The organism is Rhodococcus sp. RCBS9, assembly GCF_029457415.1.
GTDB lineage: Bacteria > Actinomycetota > Actinomycetes > Mycobacteriales > Mycobacteriaceae > Rhodococcus_F > Rhodococcus_F qingshengii.
In genome coordinates this window covers 3,157,720-3,179,457 of record NZ_CP120422.1, presented here as the reverse complement: position 1 = coordinate 3,179,457, position 21,738 = coordinate 3,157,720, and the positions used below count along the sequence as shown (strand labels likewise).

13 protein-coding genes and 3 rRNA genes are annotated in these 21,738 nt (G+C 59.6%); 5 read left to right on the top strand and 11 right to left on the bottom strand.

All coding sequences use genetic code 11. The annotated features are described in order from the left end of the window. The 3 genes from P0M12_RS15000 to P0M12_RS14990 all read left to right on the top strand — a co-directional run bounded on the left by P0M12_RS15000 (nt 1) and on the right by P0M12_RS14990 (nt 3,549). A complete protein-coding gene (locus tag P0M12_RS15000) occupies nt 1-1,302 on the top strand; it encodes a M1 family metallopeptidase (protein ID WP_050655931.1) in 1,302 nt (433 codons plus the stop codon). Nucleotides 1,303-1,450: 148 nt separating this feature from the next. Continuing rightward, the gene (locus P0M12_RS14995; RefSeq protein ID WP_277377889.1) at nt 1,451-1,966 is read left to right on the top strand and encodes a hypothetical protein; all 516 of its coding nucleotides are present in this window, start codon (nt 1,451-1,453) and stop codon (nt 1,964-1,966) included. An 11-nt stretch (nt 1,967-1,977) separates the two neighbouring features. After that, nucleotides 1,978-3,549 carry a flotillin family protein gene (locus tag P0M12_RS14990; protein WP_003941083.1) on the top strand — a complete coding sequence of 524 codons (1,572 nt, stop codon included), beginning with the start codon at nt 1,978-1,980 and terminating at the stop codon, nt 3,547-3,549. A gap of 45 nt (nt 3,550-3,594) precedes the next feature. On the opposite strand, the gene P0M12_RS14985 is transcribed toward P0M12_RS14990, so the two are convergent. Together P0M12_RS14985 and P0M12_RS14980 are read right to left on the bottom strand one after the other, a co-directional pair. Beyond that, complete coding sequence (locus P0M12_RS14985) at nt 3,595-4,869, bottom strand: MFS transporter (RefSeq protein WP_052959811.1); 1,275 nt, start codon at nt 4,867-4,869, stop codon at nt 3,595-3,597. Continuing rightward, complete coding sequence (locus tag P0M12_RS14980; RefSeq protein ID WP_007727164.1) at nt 4,869-5,513, bottom strand: GntR family transcriptional regulator; 645 nt, start codon at nt 5,511-5,513, stop codon at nt 4,869-4,871. Before P0M12_RS14980 ends, P0M12_RS14985 begins: the two co-directional genes overlap by 1 nt. A 175-nt stretch (nt 5,514-5,688) precedes the next feature. Here P0M12_RS14980 and P0M12_RS14975 point away from each other — a divergent pair, with 175 nt between their 5' ends. After that, nucleotides 5,689-6,810: a GGDEF domain-containing protein gene (locus P0M12_RS14975; RefSeq protein WP_277377888.1), complete on the top strand. Its 1,122-nt coding sequence runs from the start codon at nt 5,689-5,691 to the stop codon at nt 6,808-6,810. Between the two features lie 14 nt (nt 6,811-6,824). On the opposite strand, the gene P0M12_RS14970 is transcribed toward P0M12_RS14975, so the two are convergent. The 4 genes from P0M12_RS14970 to P0M12_RS14955 form a co-directional block, all read right to left on the bottom strand. Further along, nucleotides 6,825-7,622: an SDR family oxidoreductase gene (locus tag P0M12_RS14970; protein WP_058227989.1), complete on the bottom strand. Its 798-nt coding sequence runs from the start codon at nt 7,620-7,622 to the stop codon at nt 6,825-6,827. Nucleotides 7,623-7,699: 77 nt separating this feature from the next. After that, complete coding sequence (locus P0M12_RS14965) at nt 7,700-8,398, bottom strand: class F sortase (protein WP_277377887.1); 699 nt, start codon at nt 8,396-8,398, stop codon at nt 7,700-7,702. A 129-nt stretch (nt 8,399-8,527) separates the two neighbouring features. Further along, nucleotides 8,528-9,988 (bottom strand): hypothetical protein, encoded by a 1,461-nt coding sequence (locus tag P0M12_RS14960; RefSeq protein ID WP_277377886.1) that lies wholly within the window; start codon nt 9,986-9,988, stop codon nt 8,528-8,530. Nucleotides 9,989-10,607: 619 nt separating this feature from the next. Further along, nucleotides 10,608-11,066: a carboxymuconolactone decarboxylase family protein gene (locus P0M12_RS14955; protein WP_007727180.1), complete on the bottom strand. Its 459-nt coding sequence runs from the start codon at nt 11,064-11,066 to the stop codon at nt 10,608-10,610. A 47-nt stretch (nt 11,067-11,113) separates the two neighbouring features. Between P0M12_RS14955 and P0M12_RS14950 the strand changes: the two genes are divergently transcribed. Then, nucleotides 11,114-12,508 carry a PLP-dependent aminotransferase family protein gene (locus P0M12_RS14950; protein WP_277377885.1) on the top strand — a complete coding sequence of 465 codons (1,395 nt, stop codon included), beginning with the start codon at nt 11,114-11,116 and terminating at the stop codon, nt 12,506-12,508. A 309-nt stretch (nt 12,509-12,817) separates the two neighbouring features. On the opposite strand, the gene rrf is transcribed toward P0M12_RS14950, so the two are convergent. The 5 genes from rrf to pdxA form a co-directional block, all read right to left on the bottom strand. Further along, a 5S ribosomal RNA gene (gene rrf, locus P0M12_RS14945) occupies nt 12,818-12,934 on the bottom strand. 153 nt (nt 12,935-13,087) lie between these two features. Then, nucleotides 13,088-16,223: ribosomal RNA gene (locus tag P0M12_RS14940) — 23S ribosomal RNA — on the bottom strand. Between the two features lie 327 nt (nt 16,224-16,550). Then, nucleotides 16,551-18,068, bottom strand: a 16S ribosomal RNA gene (locus tag P0M12_RS14935). Together the 16S, 23S and 5S rRNA genes form the textbook arrangement of a ribosomal RNA operon. 609 nt (nt 18,069-18,677) lie before the next feature. Then, complete coding sequence (locus P0M12_RS14930; protein ID WP_003941419.1) at nt 18,678-19,445, bottom strand: DeoR/GlpR family DNA-binding transcription regulator; 768 nt, start codon at nt 19,443-19,445, stop codon at nt 18,678-18,680. Between the two features lie 27 nt (nt 19,446-19,472). Further along, nucleotides 19,473-21,725, bottom strand: coding sequence for a 4-hydroxythreonine-4-phosphate dehydrogenase PdxA (gene pdxA / locus P0M12_RS14925; RefSeq protein ID WP_081557279.1), 2,253 nt, complete (start codon nt 21,723-21,725; stop codon nt 19,473-19,475). Nucleotides 21,726-21,738 lie beyond the last annotated feature (13 nt).

Genomic DNA, 21,738 nt, shown 5'->3' with positions numbered 1-21,738 from the left:
ATGCTCGAGGAGCCGATCGATCCGTACCTGCCGCTCAACGGCAACCGCGGGTACCGCGTGTCCCGGTACGAACTGGAACTGACGTACAAGGTCTTCAGCAACCGTCTCGCCGGCAAAGCTGTCATCACCGCTGTCACCACCGAGAGCCGATCCAAGTTCAGCTTCGACCTCGCACAGAACCTGCAGGTGTCCAAGGTGTCCGTCAACGGTGCCCGCGGCACCAAGTACGCGCACTTGAACAACAAGCTGATCCTCACGCCGTCTACCAAGATCCCCGCGGGCGGTGCCCTGTCGGTCACCATCGCGTACAGCGGCAACCCCGAGCCGATCAAGAGCCTGTGGGGCGAAGTCGGCTGGGAGGAACTCGACGAAGGAACTTTGGTCGCAAGTCAGCCCAACGGCGCGGCGTCCTGGTTCCCGTGCGACGACCATCCGATTTCCAAAGCGTCGTACCGAATCTCGATCACCACCGATTCCCCGTTCTATGCCCTCGCCAACGGCAAGCTGATCCGCAAGCAGACCCGTGCGAGTCAGACGACGTGGGTCTACGAGCAGACCGAACCGATGGCAACCTACCTGGCAACCATTCAGATCGGTCAGTACGAGCACCGACAAGTGAGCGCCGGGCCGGTACCGGTCTTCGCCGTTCACCCACCTCGGCTGCGCGCAGCGTTCGACGTCGACTTCGGGCGCCAACCCCAGATGCTGGAGGTCTTCGGAAAGCTGTTCGGCCCGTATCCCTTTGCCGACTACACCGCTGTGGTCACCGACGACGAACTCGAAATCCCCATCGAAGCGCAGGGACTCTCGATCTTCGGAGCCAACCATTGCACAGGCAGGCGCGGTTCCGAACGTCTTGTCGCACACGAGCTTGCCCATCAATGGTTCGGCAACAGCCTCACTCTCGGGCAGTGGTGCGACATCTGGCTGCACGAAGGCTTTGCCTGTTACGCGGAGTGGATCTGGTCCGAGAATTCCGGTGGTCCGTCCTCGAACCAACTCGCGACAAACGCCTATCAAGGGCTCGGGCGTAAATCTCAGGACTTGATCGTCGCCAATCCCGGTCCTGCCCTGATGTTCGACGATCGAATCTACAAGCGGGGCGCATTGACTCTGCACGCCCTGCGCGGCGTTCTCGGAGACGAGAAGTTCTTCGAACTGATCCGTCAGTGGACCACGAAGCATCGGCACAGCACGGTCAGTACCGAGCAATTCACCGATCTCGCTTCACGTTTCACCGACACTCCATTGCGCCCACTGTGGGATGCATGGCTGAATCAGCGCTCTCTGCCTCGTCTCTGACGCTCTCTCACCGCGATATCACCACGCCGAAACATTCCGAATGCGCCGATTAGCTTTGTCTTACCTTTACTATAGAGGTGGGCCGAGGGACGACCCCGACAACACAATTCTCAGGGCACGCTTCCTCGACAGGTAGATCGGGGGATCGATGTTCGTTGTATTCACAATATGTTTCGTAATCGGGGTCGTCGCCCTGATCGGAGCCTTTGCCGTCGGCGAGGTTGCAGATCTGGGCGGCGGCCACGCAGACGGGCTGCCATTTCTGAGCCTGACAACCTTGGCCACAGCACTTTTCGGCTTCGGCGCCGGCGGCGTAGCTGCCACTCTCGCGGACGCTCCGACATTGGTAGCGGCGATTGCAGCACTCGCACTCGCCGCCGTTCTCGTTGTCGTCACGCGCGGCCTACTTCTCCCCTATCTCATTGAGCAACAAGATAATTCGCACATCGGACGAGCTTCGTACTCCGGGCTGTTGGGCACGGTCACCCTCACCATTGCAGCCGAAGGTTGGGGAGAAGTCTCGTTCGTCGACGCCGAAGGCAATCGCGTGCAGGCCAAGGCCGTCAGTGCACAGCCGATGGCGCTCACCACCGGCACCACCGTCTACATCGCCGATGTAGACGATCAATACCTTCACGTCGTCACGGTTGACGACGCGATCTAAGGACTCGATACATGCTGCCAATCATCATCATTGCGGTTGTAGTCGCAGTAATCATCTTCATCGTTCTCCCCGCGATCTACGTGAAGAACTACGTCAAGGTCCCGCCGAACGAAGTGGCGGTCTTCACCGGACGAGGCAAGCCGAAAGTCGTCCGCGGCGGAGCCCGGTTCAAGATTCCGGGAATCGAACGCGTCGACATCATGTCGCTCGAGCCGTTCAACGTCAGCATCAATCTCAAGAATGCGCTCTCCAACGACGGTGTTCCGGTCAACGTCGAGGCAGTCGGCCTGGTACGAATCGGTTCCGCCGACGAAGCGGTTCAGACAGCGGTGCAACGATTCCTGACCTCCGACCTGGACGAACTCCAGCAGCAGATCAACGAAATCCTCGCCGGCAGCCTGCGCGGAATCACCGCAACCATGACGGTCGAGGATCTGAACTCCAACCGCGATTCGCTCGCACGCAGCGTGGTCGAGGAGGCAGGCGGCGACCTCGCACGCATCGGCATGGAAGTCGATGTCATCAAGATCGCGGGAATCTCCGACTTCAACGGCTACCTCGAATCGCTCGGTCAGCGCCGCATCGCCGAGGTCAAACGTGATGCCGCGATCGGAACTGCTGAAGCAGAGCGTGATTCGCAGATCCAGTCGGCAAAGGCGCGACAGGCAGGCTCCGTCGCACAGGCCGAGGCCGACACTGCGATCGCGAGTGCAAATCAGAAGCGCGACGTCGAACTCGCTCGCCTTCGAGCACAGACCGAAGCCGAGAACGCCGAAGCCGACCAGGCCGGACCACTCGCGCAGGCAACGGCCGAGAAGGCCGTCGGCATCGCACGTGAGCAGGCCGAGGCGGCCCGCGTCGAAGCTCGCACCGAGGTCGAGCGTCGTCGCGCCCAGCAATCGGAAGCGGCATTGCAGGCAGATGTCATTGCACCGGCCGAGGCCGAACGCCAAGCCTCCATCGCACGCGCAGAGGGTGAGCGACAGGCCGCGATCCTCCGCGCCCAGGCACAGGCCGAGTCAGCAAGGCAGGCCGGCGGGGCTCAGGCCGATGCACGAAAGCTCGTCGCCGACGCTGTTCGCTCCGAGCAGCAGGCTGATGCCGACGGCCTTCGAGCACGTCTGGAAGCCGAAGCTGACGGCCGCAAGGTAGCGGCCGACGCCGTTCGCGCCGAACAGCAGGCCGAAGCGGATGGTTTGCGCGCCAAGCTCGAAGCCGAGGCTGCCGGTAAGCGTCAGATCGCCGAGGCGCTCAATTCCTACACCCCGCAGGCCGCGCAGTTGCTCACTCTGCCTGACGTTCTGGCAGCACTGGTCGACGCCACCGCAGCAGCAGCGAAGCCGGTCGGCGACATCGATCGGATCTCCATCGTCGGCGGCAGCGACGGGGCGCAGGGTTCGATCGGCTCGATCCTGGGCATCAGTCCCCAGGTGATTGCCGGTGTCATCGAAACTCTCGAAAGCTCAGGCGTCGATATCACCGGTTTGCTCAACGGCCTGAACAAGACCGCATCGGTTCCGGCCGGTTCGGTACACAATTCGGTCCACAGTTCGGAAAACGGTTCCGCAACTGTAGACGCGTGATTTCGCCCCGGTCCGCCGACTCTCGCAGGGGTCGGCGGACCGGCTTCACGCGCTCGGCAGGTGTGAACGCGACTTGAAGAGAATCAGAATCAAGCAGGCAGCGGCGGCGGCTGATCCGAACAGAAGAGTCACCGTGTAGCTCAGCGCCGGAATGCTTTCCGACAGCATCGCCAGCAACGCAGGCACCGCGAACCCGATGTAGGTGATCGAGTAGAACACCGCGGTCAATCCTGCCAGATCGTCCGGCCCCGCAATTCGCTGGATCTCCAGCAACCCGGACACCAGTGCCATGCCGTACCCGCAACCGAGGATCGCTGCAGCCACGATCGCGATCGCCACGGTCAGCGTCGACGCAACCAGAGCAGCACCGGCCATACCGACCACCAGAAACACCAGAGCCACAACGGCGCCACGAGCACTGCGGTCGGTGTCGATCTTGCGCCCCAACGACTGAATCGCGAATCCGCATGTCAGCGCGACCATGCACAGCAGAGCCGAAAAGGCCACGGGCGCATCGCCACTGTGCCCGGTCATGAGCGCCGGAATAACTGCATACGCGACACTGGCGGCACCGAACACCCACGGCGCCAACGGAACAACGACGTAGAGGAATCTGCGGTGACCTGCCGAGGGGATCTTGAGGTCGTCGATCAACCTGCGACGGTCGGATTTCGCCTGTGCCGGTCGTGTTTCGGGCGCACGCCACAGCGCCATGGCGGCGAGGACGGTGATCGCGATGTGCAGCACGTACGCCAACACACTCGGCATGGGCGCCCACTGCGCCAAGATTCCCGCAGCACCCGCTCCCAAGGCGAAGCCCGCGGTCAGACTCATCGCTGCTCGCCGAGCACCTGCGCCTTCCGACGCCGTCGGATCCCAAGGTTGCGTGGACAACTCCTTGACCCAGGAGCCGCCGACGGCCATACCGATCCCCAAGGCGATGCCACAGAGGATTCTTCCCAGGATGAGAGCAGCGGCGGAGTCCGCCCCGAAAGCGAGCAGCGTCGAACCGGCGATCGCGATGATCGGCGCGGGGAGCATGATCGGGCGTCGACCCAATCGATCGGACAGCGGGCCGCCGAGCAGCAGGGCCGGCACAATTCCGACGACGTAGGCGAAGAGGAAGAAATCGACCATCACCGGCGAATAGCCGTGGTCGAGTCGGTACATCACCAGCAGTGGGGTGAATTCGTTTCCGCCCCAGGCAGCGGCGAACATACTGGCGGCAACGGTCAGCCACAGCCACTTTCCGCCGGAGAGGCGTTCACCCTCGAGACGAGTTTCGGCCGCGGTCCCAGCGCCGATCGTTTGGGTGCTCATCACAGAGTTCCTTCGAAGCCGAGGCCGTGGACCTGGCGCATGTGTGTGAGGACGGCAGTGTTGTATCCGTCGGCATCGCCTGTGTCGACGAGGTCGGTAAGCGCGGTGTGATCGGCAAGGATGCGCGAGAGTTGGCCAGGGTCGCGTGAGATCGACCGGGCTGTCATCCGTCGTTGCCTGTCGCGCAGACTCGCGTAGAACGAGTCGAGCAAAGGGTTCCCACCGGCGGCAACGATCATCTTGTGGAAGTCTGCATCGATTGCGCTGAACGCGGCCACGTCCCCGCGATCAGCAATCTCACGTTGCTCGATCAGATTCGCGCGCAACGCTGCGACAAGCGCTTCCCGTGCGTGCGGTCGGACCGACACCACTCGAACGCTCTGAGTCTCGACGAGCTGTCTGGCACTGACTACGTGTTCCGCTTCCCCATCCGCGACCGGGACGATCAGCGCCCCCTTCTTCGGATAGAGGCGCATCCAACCTTCCGATTCGAGACGCAGAAACGCCTCACGCACCGGCGTTCGGCTCACATTGGTCCGTGCAGCGATGTCACCCTCACTGATCAGCTCCCCGCCGGCGAGCTCGCCGGAAAGGATCAGCTCCTTGACTTCGCGGAAGACGGTTTCGGAAGCGGAATACAACATAGACACAAGATGTATTTATACTCCACGCTGGCGCAACGCAGACATCCGGGTCGCCGATCCGAACATCTCGGTCCGATGCGGCATCGATCCAGTTAGCATTGCAAGGTGCCAGACAGAAGAGGAATCAGTTCGCGATGAATGGCGCACGCTCCGGCCTTCGAAGACTGACGCACTCATGACATCGCAGATGAAGTCGATGAGGACGCTGACCCGCGAGTGGTTGATACTTCCCGATCAATACGACCGCTTCACTCGCTATCTCCGCGACAACGGCCTCACGACCGCCACCCGGCTATTACTTGGCATCATTGTCATCGGACTGGGAGTGTGCGCACTACTGAACAGATTCAGCCCTGCCGGTCCGACAAGCACGATTGCGCTGTTCTTCAACACTGTTGTCGTGATCTCGTGCTTCGTAGTCGGAGTCTCATGGTGGGTCTTCGGCCCCACAAAGCGTCGCTCGTTCGGTTTCGTGGTCTTCTGCGACATCGCGGTCACGATCTCCGTCGTTGGAGATTCCTCCCAGCTCGCACGATTGCTCACCTGTGTCATTTTTGCTCTGGTCGGCATCTACATCGCCTACTTCCACAACCCGAAGTTGCAGATCGCGCACATAGCTTTTTCGCTTCTTGTGATCGCGGTGGCTGCGCAGCCAATTCTGTTCGGGCCGGATCGCGATCCAGCCCTTGGTGTTTCGAAAGTACTGGTCGTCATCACCGCGTTGGTGGTCTGCGCATTCATCTCGCAGATCGTGCTGACGATGCTCAGCATGGATGCTTCCAGTTCCGACCTCGATCCTCTCACCGGCCTCTTGAACCGTCGTGGCCTCGACCGCCACGTCGAGAAGGTACTCGAGGGGTTCCAGCGTCAAGAATCTGCGGCACTACTCGTGATCGCGATCGACATCGACCGGTTCAAGACGATCAACGACGTGCACGGCCACGACGTCGGCGATCGCATCATTCTCCGGGTATCGCAGCGGTTATCCGCCTGGGCACACGCCGATGCTGTCGTCGCGCGGGTCGGCGGCGACGAATTCATCCTCGTTCAAAGACTTTCCGTGCCAGCCATCGGACCGATGCTCAACTCGATCGGACCGGCAATGCACTCGAATCCCGACGAGATACCATCGACGTCGAGCATCGGAATCGCCGTGCGTACCCACAAATTCGTCGCCGGAGAAGACCGCGCAGCAGCGTTCACGGACATGCAGAAAGTCGCCGATTCGGCGATGTACGAAAGCAAGAGACTCGGGGGCGGACGCGTTCACACGATCGTCACCACCGCCGGCAGGTAGCAGTACGCACAATTTCAGTAGTAGACCGGCCCCGGCACCCCTCCACCCGCTGCCACTGCGTCACCGGTGATCGCGATGCTTCGCGGCGATGCCAGGAAGGTCACGACGTCGGCTACTTCTTCGGCATCGATGATCCGATGTATCGAGTTCGTCGCAATACCACGCTCCACCTCTGCCTGCGAGCGGCCGGATTCTTCCGACTCGCGCGTAATCCGTGCGGTCAACCTCTCGGTCCTCGTCACGCCCGGATGGACGACGGTGACGTTGATTCCCTTGGGGCCCAGCTCGTCCGCAAGATTCTTGGTCAGTGCAGACACACTGACGTTGCGGATCGTGTGGGCGATCGAAGTGGCCTGTCTGGCACCCAAACCGCTGATGTTGATGATCCGACCCCAACCCTGATCGATCAGATACGGCGCCACAGCGCGCGCAGTTCGCAGGTACCCCAGCACTTTCACTTCGACTTCGTCTCGCACGACGTCGTCGGTGGTCGCCTCGAAATCCGTCGGCTTTCCGGCGCTGAACGGCGTCGCTGCCGAATTGACCAGAATGTCGACACCGCCGAACTCCTTTACCACTTGCCGCACCGACGCCTGAACCGCGTCGTCGTCTCGCGTATCCGTCACGACTCCGATCGCACGAATTCCGAACTCCGAAACCAAATCTCGTGCAACGCTTACGACGGTTCGCTCAGTGCGCGCGAGTATCGCGATGTCGACCCCTTCAGCGGCCAGACCTCTGGCGATTGCCAAACCGATCCCCTTGCTACCACCGGCAACGATCGCACGCTTTCCAGACAGGTGAAGATCCATACCTGCGACACTATCCAACAGGCGGTCCCCGATCTCTACGAAGAGAGATCGGGGACCGTCGGGATCATTCCTGTGCCTCAGACCATCAGATCCGCGTACAGGTAGACGTTGTCGGCGTAGTTGCCCACACCGTCCTCGAATTGCAGTTCACCGCCGCAGGTTACGACTGCCAACTTACGAGGGCCCTCCGGGCCGGCCAGCACGCTTTCCTCCACACCATCGGCCTTCGGGCGCGTCGTCACCGCAGTCACCTTCCACGACGTGCTCTTACCCGTCGCGTCGGATGTACGGATCACTTCACCCGGCTCGATCGTGCCCAGGTCGAACAGCGCGCCGTTACCCTGGCCGGTCAGATTGACGTGTCCGGCAATCAAGGTCGTGCCGGTGGCGGAATCGAGAGATGCACCGTCGAGCCAGATTCCGACGTTCTTGACGTTCTCCGGCGGAGTGAGAACTCCTTCCGGCACGGTGGCGTCCACGATCGGCGCCTGAACACCGACCGGGTCGAGCGAAAGGGTGTTGGGAGTCATCAACGCATCCGTAGGCGTTGCCGGATTCACGGAGTGCGACATGACAACTCCCGGACTCGGCGGGATCGCAGCATCGCCATCGGAGGATCGCAGGCCGACGAAGGCCATGGAAGCACCGGCGGCCAACACCGCGATGAGAGCCAGAATGAACGCGACACGACGCCCTTTGCCTGGACTCGCGGGCTGATCGTGGTTGGGATCGTCGTATGGATTGGATGGATTGGGATCCGACTCGTACATGGTCATCGAACTGTCTCCTGCGGGATGAGGCGCCCCCGGCACCTCGTGCGAATTGACGCCCCCTGCGTCTGATCAATGTCGGCACCGATCACACGAATCGTGATCGGTGCCGACGTCTACTACACGTGCCTGGTGTCAGGATCGCTTGCGGCGGAGAGCAACTGCTCCGGCAGCAGCCATTCCGACAAGCCCGAGGCCCGTCACTGCGACGGCGACGTTACGGCCTGAATTCTGTTCAGCAGCACCACCGTCGATGGCAACCGGGCGGGGGCCAGTGGCCGGCTTCGGAGCCGACGGCGCCGGAGTTGCGGGAGTTGCAACCGGCTGCGACGGAACAGGTGCACCCGGAACTACAGGCACAATCGGCACGATGGGCACGATCGGAACAATCGGCACGATCGGAACGACCGGGGTTGCAGGCGTCGTGGTGGCCGGTGTGGTCGTTGCCGGTGTGGTTGTTGCCGGTGTGCTTGTTGCCGGCGTGCTCGTTGCCGGTGTCGTCGTGGGTGCTGCTGCATATCCGACGCTGGCAGATGCATTCATCGAAGCCGGCCGAACGGTGTCGAACGACGCGAAGATCTGGCACTGTGCGCCTGCCGTGTTCCAGTGCAGGTTCTCGACCGAATCCGGAATGACGCTTGCAGTCACCGAGTAGTCCCCGCCGGCCGCAGCGGTGAGGCAAAGATCAACAGCAGTCGGTGCGTCGCCGCGGCCGTCGACCGTCAGTTGATTTGCAGACAACGTCGCCTTGGCGTTGTCACCACAGACGGTCAGTTCGGTGCCCGCCGAGGACTGAACAGTGATCGGCTTCCGGTACATATTCGTATTCAGGGTGAAAACGGCAGTCTCGCCGGCCTTCAGAGTCCCCGTCGCGGGTGTCTTGCGAACGAGGTCGAGCGTCTGCGTGACGTTCATGATCTCGACGATGCGAGCTCGCTCGTCGTCGCCGATGTTCCTGTCGCACAGGCTTTTGAAATCGGCCATCAGCGGATTGTCGTAGTCCGAGACACACCACACAAGCGTCTGCCGCGCCGAACGTGCATCCTCGCTGCTATTTCCCGAAACGACACCGTCGAGTTTGGCGGGATTCTGCAGCAACCAACTGATGACAGCGAGATCGTCGGCTGACAGATCGGGATTGCCCGAAGACGGCACCGTCGCACCCATCTCGTCGTTGTGCTTGTCAACCGGCAAACCGTTCTCGTCGACACCGGCACACGGATCGAGATCGAAGTCCGTGCAGTACATCCATTCCGACTTCGCAATTCCGTCGACGTCGCGGACACCGCAGACCGGAGCATCCACCGCGGCCGAGGTACCCCGATCGGTGGTGCCGTACATCGGCACGATGTTGCCGTCGTTGTAGTGATCCAGCCGAATGCCGGAGATGTCGAGCATCTGCTCCGAGGGCGTGTACTCGGCGCCCTCACACAACCCGGCGGTGAACGCCGGAGCGGCCGCGGTTCGCACCGGCATCGGCGCGGACACAGCTGGCGAAGCAAAAGCGACGCTACTACCGGCCACCGTTACGGCAATAGCTGCAGTTAGCGAGAGCCGGAGAACAAGCGGCCTACGCCGTGAACCAGACACAGTCATCAAAGCTTCCCTTTCAAGACATTTCGGTAGCGGGACGATTGCCTGGATTCCCAATACCACGCCACCCAGCGCTCACTTCCGAGAGGATCAGCCGATCACTTATGGCAATCAGCCAGTTACTGAATGGCAATGTAGTGCATGTTTCAAGAAAGATCACCCAATCGTCGAGCACTCAGGGCGCAGCTTGGACATTCGGATGACGAGTTAGCCATGAAGGTGACTGAACCTTTGTCCAACCGCACAACAATCGCGATCCCCCCAAAATCTGCTCATCCAACCGCGACGTTCCCGACATTTCGCCAACGCTAGCCAGTCGGTAACTTGGACATTCTGGGGAAACTCACAGGAAGGGGCGTTTTCAGCTCGCGCGCAAAAGAAGGGGCCCGCTATGCGGACCCCTTCGCCGGAAACTTCCGACCGAGACTGCTTTGTCGGGATTCGGGCAACTTGTAGATGACCCAGAACAATCTCCACTCACATTATGTGATTTGCCTCACATTCAAAGAATCTGTTGGTTTTGTTCACACCCTGAACCAATCTTTTGGTCCTCTTTGCGTCGATTACCCAGATCTCCGACGGCGGAACCCTGCCCTGCCGGAGAGCGGAGCACGGCCTCGGATCAGTCTCGGACCGGAGGCGCCTTCCTCGTGGTAACCGCAATGCGATTCCACGCATTGATCGTCAAAATGACGCTGATGAGCTGAGCCAGTTCCACGTCCGAGAATTCGCCGGCAGCCTCGCTGTACACCTCGTCCGGAACGAAACCGTCGGTGAGGACTGTCACGGCCTCGGTCAAGGCGAGCGCGGCTCGTTCACGATCGGAGTACATCCCTCGCGCTTCTTCCCACGCGTTCAGTAGGTAGAGCTTCTGCTCCGTGACGCCGACCTTTCGGGCGTCGCGAGTGTGCATGTCCAGGCACCATGCGCAATGATTCAGCTGCGACGCACGCGTGAGGACCAGCTCGACGAGCGTCGGCTCCAGCCCCTTGCGTGCAGCGGCATCCAACGCAATCATCGCCTTGTAGACCTCGGGCGCCAGCTTTGCGATATCCAGTCTTTGTCCTGTTGCTGTAGTCATAACTCAAACGGTAATCCCGGAAAGACCCGGAAACATGGTTCAATCCGGTGGTGAATTCGTGGGCCAATCTTGGGTTCGATCTACATATCGAGCTGCCACAGGGAATCGGGGTTCGCGCTGCACTGCTTCAGACCCTTCGCGACGCGATCGACAGTGGACTGCTGAAGCCCGGCACCAGACTCCCACCTTCCCGCACCCTCGCGCTCGACCTCGGAGTTGCCCGAAACACCGTTGCGGACTGCTATGCCGAACTCGCCGCAGCTGGGTGGCTTGTCACACGGCCTGGTTCCGGGACCCTGGTCGCCACGCTCGCCGGCACACACACCCGCGAGGTCGAGCCATCACCGACTCGACGACGCTGGACCTACAGCCTTCTCCCTGGATCGCCCGACGCGTCGGCGTTTCCCCGCGCTGCATGGATTTCGTCCGCCAGACGTGCTTTGACCACCTCGCCGACCGACGCGTTCGCGACTACTGATCCCAGGGGCCGAGTCGAACTCCGAAACGCCCTCACCACATACCTGAGCCGCACCAGAGGCGTTCGCGTCGATCCGAGCTGCATTGTGATCAGTGCCAGCTCGGGTCACGGGATTTCCCTCCTTGCCCGCGCACTCGGAGGAACGATTGCGGTCGACGCTTTCTGCCTTCACCTGCACCGGCAGTTGCTCGCCGACGAAGGGCTGCTGACAGTTCCCATATCGGTTGACGAATCAGGCACTTGCACAGACGAATTGGCCTCTACATCTGCTGAAAGTGTTCTGCTGACGCCGACCCATCAGTTCCCTCTCGGCGGTCCCCTCACACCGGCGAGGCGCGCGACCGCTCTCGAATGGGCCACGACTACGGGCGGCGTCATCATCGAGGACGACTACGACGGCGAATTCCGTTACGACAGAAAACCTGTCGGTGCACTCCAAGGAATCGCACCGCAGCACGTTGCGTACCTGGGCACTGTCAGCAAGACACTGTCGCCGGCCATTCGCATCGGATGGATGGTGTTGCCGGACAGGCTGATCGAACCTGTCCTCGCAACAAAGGGACCCTACGAACGCTGGGTAAGTTCAACGGATCAATTGACCTTGGCGGACTTCATCGAATCCGGAAGATTCGACAGCCATATTCGAAAGATGCGCACCTCGTACCGACGACGACGCGATCAACTGGTCGCGACACTTGCGCAGCAAGTACCCCAGGTCAGGGTCGGGGGGATCTCCGCGGGACTTCACGCTGTGATCCGTCTGCCCTCCGGCACCGAACAATCTGTTCTTGCAGCGGCCCAGGCGCGCGATCTCGGGCTCGAAGGGCTGTCGGTCTTCCGACATCCCGACGTGTCGTCAGTCGGCGGTGACGGCATCGTCGTCGGCTACAGCACGCCGACGCAGTCGCAGTACTCGAGGACGCTGGACGTGCTCTGCGAGGTGCTGCAGGCGGCTCTGCGATAACGCCTGCCGGCCCTGCCCATCCGCTCACCTGCCCTGCCCTGCCCTGCCCTGCCCTGATGGTGTGAACGTACCGTTCCCCTCGCCCAAGAGGGTGAGCGTGTCGTTCACTCCATGCCGGGGTGCCGGCGGCGTGCCCGCCCCTTTGATGGTGTGAACGGTACGTTCGGTCGATCTGAGGCGACGAAAGTGCCGTTCGCTCGAAGTCGGGGGTGCCGGCGGCGGTGCTTTCGGGTGTTGGTGATGGTGGGGGTGTTTTGGGTACGAGAAAGCCCCCCAACCAGTACTGGTTGGGGGGCTTCTCTAATGTGTGTTCGGCGGTGTCCTACTCTCCCACACCCTGTCGAGTGCAGTACCATCGGCGCTGAAGGGCTTAGCTTCCGGGTTCGGAATGGGACCGGGCGTTTCCCCTTCGCTATGACCGCCGTAACTCTATGAAACTGTCACAGTAACCTTCTTCTGATCACCTGGTTTCACCACCCGTCAACACCAGTTTCTGGTGTTGGGGGATGGAGAAAACAGGGTTTCTCATCAGTATCTGTGTGTTGTTTCAGATACCGCACAGTGGACGCGTAGCTTCTTTGTGGTAAGTCCTCGGCCTATTAGTACCAGTCACCTGCATGCATTACTGCACTTCCAGTTCTGGCCTATCAACCCGGTGGTCTGCCGGGGGCCTTACCCCCTCGAGGGGGTGAGAAACCTCATCTTGGAACAGGCTTCCCGCTTAGATGCTTTCAGCGGTTATCCCTTCCGAACGTAGCTAACCAGCGGTGCTCCTGGCGGAACAACTGGCACACCAGAGGTTCGTCCGTCCCGGTCCTCTCGTACTAGGGACAGCCTTCCTCAAGTTTCTAACGCGCGCGGCGGATAGAGACCGAACTGTCTCACGACGTTCTAAACCCAGCTCGCGTGCCGCTTTAATGGGCGAACAGCCCAACCCTTGGGACCTACTCCAGCCCCAGGATGCGACGAGCCGACATCGAGGTGCCAAACCATCCCGTCGATATGGACTCTTGGGGAAGATCAGCCTGTTATCCCCGGGGTACCTTTTATCCGTTGAGCGACACCGCTTCCACTTGCCGGTGCCGGATCACTAGTCCCGACTTTCGTCCCTGCTCGACCTGTCAGTCTCACAGTCAAGCTCCCTTGTGCACTTGCACTCGACACCTGATTGCCAACCAGGCTGAGGGAACCTTTGGGCGCCTCCGTTACATTTTGGGAGGCAACCGCCCCAGTTAAACTACCCACCAGGCACTGTCCCTGAACCAGATCATGGTCCGAGGTTAGAGGTCCAATTCGATCAGAGTGGTATTTCAACAACGACTCCACGATAACTGGCGTCACCGTTTCACAGTCTCCCACCTATCCTACACAAACCGAACCGAACACCAATACCAAGCTGTAGTGAAGGTCCCGGGGTCTTTTCGTCCTGCCGCGCGTAACGAGCATCTTTACTCGTAATGCAATTTCGCCGAGTCTACGGTTGAGACAGCTGAGAAGTCGTTACGCCATTCGTGCAGGTCGGAACTTACCCGACAAGGAATTTCGCTACCTTAGGATGGTTATAGTTACCACCGCCGTTTACTGGGGCTTAAATTCTCAGCTTCGCTCCCGAAGGAACTAACCGGTCCTCTTAACCTTCCAGCACCGGGCAGGCGTCAGTCCGTATACATCGTCTTACGACTTCGCACGGACCTGTGTTTTTAGTAAACAGTCGCTTCTCACTGGTCTCTGCGGCCCCACCCAGCTCAGACAGTAAATGTCGTCACCAGACAGGGCCCCCCTTCTCCCGAAGTTACGGGGGCATTTTGCCGAGTTCCTTAACCATAGTTATCTCGATCGCCTTAGTATTCTCTACCTGACCACCTGTGTCGGTTTGGGGTACGGGCCGTGTGAAAGCTCGCTAGAGGCTTTTCTCGGCAGCATAGGATCACTGAATTCGCCTCAATCGGCTACGCATCACGTCTCAGGCTTGTGTGCGACCCGGATTTGCCTAGGTCACGCCCTACACGCTTACACCAGTATTACCACTGACTGGCTCAGCTACCTTCCTGCGTCACCCCATCGCTTGGCTACTACCAGATCAGGTCCCATGCATCCACCAACTCGAGACCCGAAGGTCTTCTCGTGGCTTCAGGATGGTTAGTATCACTGATTCACCATGGGCGCGTTCACACGGGTACGGGAATATCAACCCGTTGTCCATCGGCTACGCCTGTCGGCCTCGTCTTAGGTCCCGACTCACCCTGGGCGGATTAACCTGGCCCAGGAACCCTTGGTCATTCGGCGGACGAGTTTCTCACTCGTCTTTCGCTACTCATGCCTGCATTCTCACTCGTGTGGCCTCCACGGCTAGGTCACCCTGCCGCTTCCATGGCCACACGACGCTCCCCTACCCATCCACACACCTGCCAGAAAATCCGTGGATCAACTGGGGGCTATTGCGTGAATGCCGCAGCTTCGGTGGTGTACTTGAGCCCCGCTACATTGTCGGCGCAGGATCACTTGACCAGTGAGCTATTACGCACTCTTTCAAGGGTGGCTGCTTCTAAGCCAACCTCCTGGTTGTCTTCGCGACCCCACATCCTTTTCCACTTAGTACACGCTTAGGGACCTTAGCTGGCGATCTGGGCTGTTTCCCTCTCGACTACGAACCTTATCGCCCGCAGTCTCACTGCCGCGCTCTCACTCACCGGCATTCGGAGTTTGGCTGATTTCGGTAAGCTTGTGGGCCCCCTAGACCATCCAGTAGCTCTACCTCCGGTGAGAAACACGCGACGCTGCACCTAAATGCATTTCGGGGAGAACCAGCTATCACGGAGTTTGATTGGCCTTTCACCCCTACCCACAACTCATCCCCTCAGTTTTCAACCTAAGTGGGTTCGGTCCTCCACGACGTCTTACCGTCGCTTCAACCTGGCCATGGGTAGATCACTCCGCTTCGGGTCTAGAGCATGCCACTACGATCGCCCTATTCGGACTCGCTTTCGCTACGGCTACCCCACACGGGTTAACCTCGCGACATGCCACTAACTCGCAGGCTCATTCTTCAAAAGGCACGCCATCACCCCCAGCAGTAAACTGCTCGAAGGCTCTGACGGATTGTAAGCGCACGGTTTCAGGTACTATTTCACTCCCCTCCCGGGGTACTTTTCACCTTTCCCTCACGGTACTAGTCCGCTATCGGTCACCAGGGAGTATTCAGGCTTATCGGGTGGTCCCGACAGATTCACACCAGATTTCACGGGCCCGGTGCTACTTGGGTTTCCATTACAACAGTCACAAAGTTTTCGTGTACGGGATTCTCACCCTCTACGACAGGCCGTTCCAGACCACTTCCACTAACCCTGTGATTTCTTACTGTTGGCCAACACGGCAGTATTGACAAAATGAACCCCACAACCCCACGAATGCAACGCCTGCCGGCTATCACACACCCATGGTTTAGCCTCTTCCGCTTTCGCTCGCCACTACTCACGGAATCACGGTTGTTTTCTCTTCCTGTGGGTACTGAGATGTTTCACTTCCCCACGTTCCCTCCACACGCCCTATATATTCAGGCGCGGGTAACACGACATCACTCGTGCTGGGTTTCCCCATTCGGACATCCTCGGATCACAGCTCGGTTGACAGCTCCCCGAGGCTTATCGCAGCCTCCTACGTCCTTCATCGGCTCCTGGTGCCAAGGCATCCACCGTACGCTCTTCATTACTTACAACAAAGATGCTCGCGTCCACTGTGCAGTTCTCAAACAACACACAAACAACCACATACACGTTGACACCAACACCCACCAAAGTGGACCGGTATGACAACTGCAGTCATTTGTCGTTACTTCCTTCGAGGAAACACTCGCGTGTTCTCTCAGGACCCAACAGTATGTCGATATATTGTTCGTCGGTTTCCCACAGAGGAGAAACCGTACGACGATCAAGTTTGTCAGCGATCCACCCATGAGCAACCGCCGGACAACATCGTGTCCGAAACGGTCTCTGCCAACCAGTAATTCACCTGTGTGAACCCTGACATTGGAGAAGCTCCTTAGAAAGGAGGTGATCCAGCCGCACCTTCCGGTACGGCTACCTTGTTACGACTTCGTCCCAATCGCCGATCCCACCTTCGACGGCTCCCTCCCACAAGGGGTTAAGCCACCGGCTTCGGGTGTTACCGACTTTCATGACGTGACGGGCGGTGTGTACAAGGCCCGGGAACGTATTCACCGCAGCGTTGCTGATCTGCGATTACTAGCGACTCCGACTTCACGGGGTCGAGTTGCAGACCCCGATCCGAACTGAGACCAGCTTTAAGGGATTCGCTCCACCTCACGGTCTCGCAGCCCTCTGTACTGGCCATTGTAGCATGTGTGAAGCCCTGGACATAAGGGGCATGATGACTTGACGTCGTCCCCACCTTCCTCCGAGTTGACCCCGGCAGTCTCTTACGAGTCCCCACCATAACGTGCTGGCAACATAAGATAGGGGTTGCGCTCGTTGCGGGACTTAACCCAACATCTCACGACACGAGCTGACGACAGCCATGCACCACCTGTATACCGACCACAAGGGGGGCCACATCTCTGCAGCTTTCCGGTATATGTCAAACCCAGGTAAGGTTCTTCGCGTTGCATCGAATTAATCCACATGCTCCGCCGCTTGTGCGGGCCCCCGTCAATTCCTTTGAGTTTTAGCCTTGCGGCCGTACTCCCCAGGCGGGGCGCTTAATGCGTTAGCTACGGCACGGATTCCGTGGAAGGAACCCACACCTAGCGCCCACCGTTTACGGCGTGGACTACCAGGGTATCTAATCCTGTTCGCTACCCACGCTTTCGTTCCTCAGCGTCAGTTACTGCCCAGAGACCCGCCTTCGCCACCGGTGTTCCTCCTGATATCTGCGCATTTCACCGCTACACCAGGAATTCCAGTCTCCCCTGCAGTACTCAAGTCTGCCCGTATCGCCTGCAAGCCAGCAGTTGAGCTGCTGGTTTTCACAAACGACGCGACAAACCGCCTACGAACTCTTTACGCCCAGTAATTCCGGACAACGCTTGCACCCTACGTATTACCGCGGCTGCTGGCACGTAGTTAGCCGGTGCTTCTTCTGCAGGTACCGTCACTTGCGCTTCGTCCCTGCTGAAAGAGGTTTACAACCCGAAGGCCGTCATCCCTCACGCGGCGTCGCTGCATCAGGCTTTCGCCCATTGTGCAATATTCCCCACTGCTGCCTCCCGTAGGAGTCTGGGCCGTGTCTCAGTCCCAGTGTGGCCGGTCACCCTCTCAGGTCGGCTACCCGTCGTCGCCTTGGTAGGCCATTACCCCACCAACAAGCTGATAGGCCGCGGGCCCATCCTGCACCGATAAATCTTTCCACCACCCACCATGCGATAGGAGGTCATATCCGGTATTAGACCCAGTTTCCCAGGCTTATCCCGAAGTGCAGGGCAGATCACCCACGTGTTACTCACCCGTTCGCCGCTCGTGTACCCCGAAAGGCCTTACCGCTCGACTTGCATGTGTTAAGCACGCCGCCAGCGTTCGTCCTGAGCCAGGATCAAACTCTCCGTTGAAGACTCTAGATATCACCAACCCGAAGGCCGGCTAATCAGTCATAGACAAAAAGAGTCAAATCACTAGCAAAAAAACTCAACTAGCAAAAAATGTGTCGGCAACCATTCAGACGGAAGAATGAACAATCACCGACGAAAAATACTCACACCCCGAACATCAGAACCGAAACCCGAAGGCCCGGAACATCATCCGACATGTGAAGTACCAAAAAAATTTTGGCACTGACATTCATCGACACACTGTTGAGTTCTCAAAGAACACGCACACACCATCACCACGACCCTACGGCCGCCGCTCCGGGGCAACTTTTCCAGCCTATCCCAACCTGGCCACCGGCGCAAACCGGAACCCCGTGAAGAAAAACTGGATTGTGTTCGCCAGGCACTTCGTACAACCTCGTGTCACTCACCCTCGCAGGTGGGAGTCGGTGTCCGTGTCGCTCTGACTTGGAATAAGTTACGCGTCCGCCGAAGTCTTTGACAAATCCACAGGTCAGAGACTCAGAGGTATCCATTTCCCCAGCAAGATTGCCCGTTTAAGTCGATTTTCACGAATTCGGATATCATGTGACGCCGGACACCGTGCCCGGATCGGCACGCAGCGGGAACTCACACCACTTGGACTCGGATACCTGCATCCTCGAACAACGCGACTTGCTTTGCGTCTACTGCAGCATCGGTAACCAGCACGGCCCCCGGCGGTATCGGCGCCCACGCATGGAAAGGACGTTCACCGAGCTTGGCGGAGTGGGCGAGGATGTAGACCTCGCCGGCACGTTCGATCATCATTTCCTTGAGCCGGGTCTGATCGAGCTCAGCTTCACAAATACCCAGGTCAGCGGTAACTGCATCGGCACCGAGGAATGCCTTGTCAAACGACACCCGCTGCAGCGACGCTTCCGCCAGTGGCCCGACGAATCCTTGACTGAGCTGTCTCAGGGTCCCCCCGAGACATTCGACTCGAACACCATCAGCGTCGGCTAACGCCTCGAGCGCCGTCAGCCCTGCAGCGATCACCGTCAAATTCGTCACGTGACGTAAGAACTCTCCCATCGCTCCGACGGTGGTACCTGCATCAAGGAGCACGGTTTCTCCGGGCCGGACCTGCTCAGCAGCCCATTCGGCGATGCCCCGTTTGGCGTCGAATCCCTCCATTGCGCGTTGACGCAAGGAGGATTCCGGATGAGGGTTGAGAGCAATCGCCCCGCCGTACGTTCGAGCAATTACTCCCTGGGCAGTCAACTGACTCAGGTCGCGACGAATCGTGGATGCAGTCACCCCGAATTGGGCAGACAGATCCTCGACACTGGCCAGACCGCTGGTGCGAGCGAGCCTCGCAATCTCCGACCGCCTCGCCTCCGACTCCCGGATGGCCATCGCTCCTCCCCCTACAAACCGTGGTTCTTACTTGGAAACGAATGTGCTGGTTGCCAATTCGGCCGCCTGCCGCAGCGCTTCGACCATACTACCGGCCTCGGCGATGCCCTTACCTGCAATATCGAAAGCGGTTCCGTGATCGACGGAGGTACGGATGACAGGTAACCCGACGGTGATGTTGACGCCGGCCTCGATCCCGAGAACTTTGACCGGGCCGTGCCCCTGATCGTGGTACATCGCAACGATCAAGTCGTAGTCCCCACGTCCAGCGAGGAAGAATGCCGTGTCCGCCGGCAGTGGGCCGTGGACGTCGATTCCTTCTGCCTTCAAGAGTTCGACGGCGGGAATGATCTTCTGCTCTTCCTCTCCGTACCCGAAAAGCCCGTTCTCCCCCGCATGCGGGTTGATCCCGCACACGCCGATTTTCGGAGATGGATTGCCCGTGCGCACCAAAGCTTCGTGACCTCGACGAATGGTCCTCTCGACCAGGCCGGGCTCGATCCTGGCAACTGCATCGAGCAGTCCGATGTGAGTTGTCACGTGAATCACCTTGAGCTTGGGGGTCGACAACATCATCGACACCTCCTCGGTACCGGTCAGGTGCGCAAGCAATTCCGTGTGTCCGGGATAGATGTGTCCTGCCGCATGCAGCGCTTCCTTGTTCAGCGGCGCCGTGCAGATCGACTGGACTTCACCGCGTACGGCGAGTTCGCTTGCGACGCGGATATATTGATAGGCCGCATCCCCCGCGACTGCCGACAGTTCACCCCAGGCGAGATCCTCGGGTAGCAAGTCCAGGTCGATGACGTTGATCCGTCCATCGATGAATTCAGCATCCTTGATCTCCTCGATCGCGACCACGTCGACGTCGATTCCGAGCACCGTGGCAGCCAATCGCAAACGCTTCGCGTCGCCGACAACAACAGGGCGGCAACGCTTTCTCGTTTCGGCGTCGAGGAGTGCGGGGACGATCACTTCCGGTCCGACGCCGGCGCCGTCGCCCATCGTGACAGCAATCAGCGGCAGTGGAGTGGATTCGATTGACATGGGATTGACCTCGTTGTCTGAAGGAGTAACTGAAGGTGGACTGTCCGGAGCGGCGACCGGGGTGGGGTGCGCGAGAAACTTCGTTATGGAGAAAAGACTGTGTGCATTCCCGAAACTGCCTGGCCGCGTGACGATGTACCGTCCGGTGCGATCGACGGAAAGTACGGCGCCGTGTTCGATTTCGTAAATCGGTGACAGCGTGTCGATCCGCAGGCGGTCGAGAACGCTGCGCGCGGTTTCGCCACCGGTAAGTACCAGGTCGATCGGGTACTCGTCGTGGGAGAATCCTGCATCGACGGCAGCGATCAGATCGGCGAGAGCCGAAACGAGGTGGACGGATTCTGCAGGCACGACAGGTCCACTTACCGAAACCACGACGTTTCCGCGATCCAGTGCGTTCAGAATCGGAAGCGGATCGACCGAATGCGCCAGCAGCTCAGCACTGTTCACTTCGATATGATGCGCCCCTGAATCCCGAAGCAATGCCACTTGGTCCCCGGCAGACGCATCCGCCGTCCCCACGACGACCAAGGTAAATCGAGAATCACGAAGAGATGGGCACGCGACGGGTGACTGCACGGTTCTTCGTCGTGCCACTGCCATCGCGAGCGCCGAGGTTCCTACCAATCGAGAACCCCGAACCTCCTGTGCTGCAGCCACAATCAGTTCCAGATCACTCTCGGTCTCGACGTCGCAGATCGCCACCGACCCGGCTTCTGAGATCGACGCAAGAACCTGGATCAAACGACCGGAGCGAATGTCATCCAGCGATACGCCAGAAGTGATTGCCGACGGGCCGAGCGCCTCTGCAATCGACCGAGGAGTCGGCTTCGACTCCGCGCGCCACAGGTCGGTGGAGTGCAACGCAACCCCATCGACCAACACCACGCCGTCTTGCACCGTGCGCCCTTGTCTGGGCAGTCCGGCGGCGACGATGACCGGGGATCCGTCGCGGGAGAGTTCTCCAACCTCCGCTGCTATGTTGCCCCTGAGCAGGGAATCGATCTTCTTGACGATCTCGGAGCCGTCAGACGATTGCAGAACTGATCTCACGTCCCGAGAGGCTCTGGCGGGGTCGGATCGCCGTGAGTGCAGATCGAAAACCGTCACTCCTGATCCGTCGGGCGCATCTGGGCCGAGCCGAAGCGATATGCCCGAACTGCGGAGCAGAAATCCTGCGGCCGACTCCGCTGCTCCGGAAAGATCATCAGCGATGATTACCAGTGGTTTCATCGAATTCCTCGAC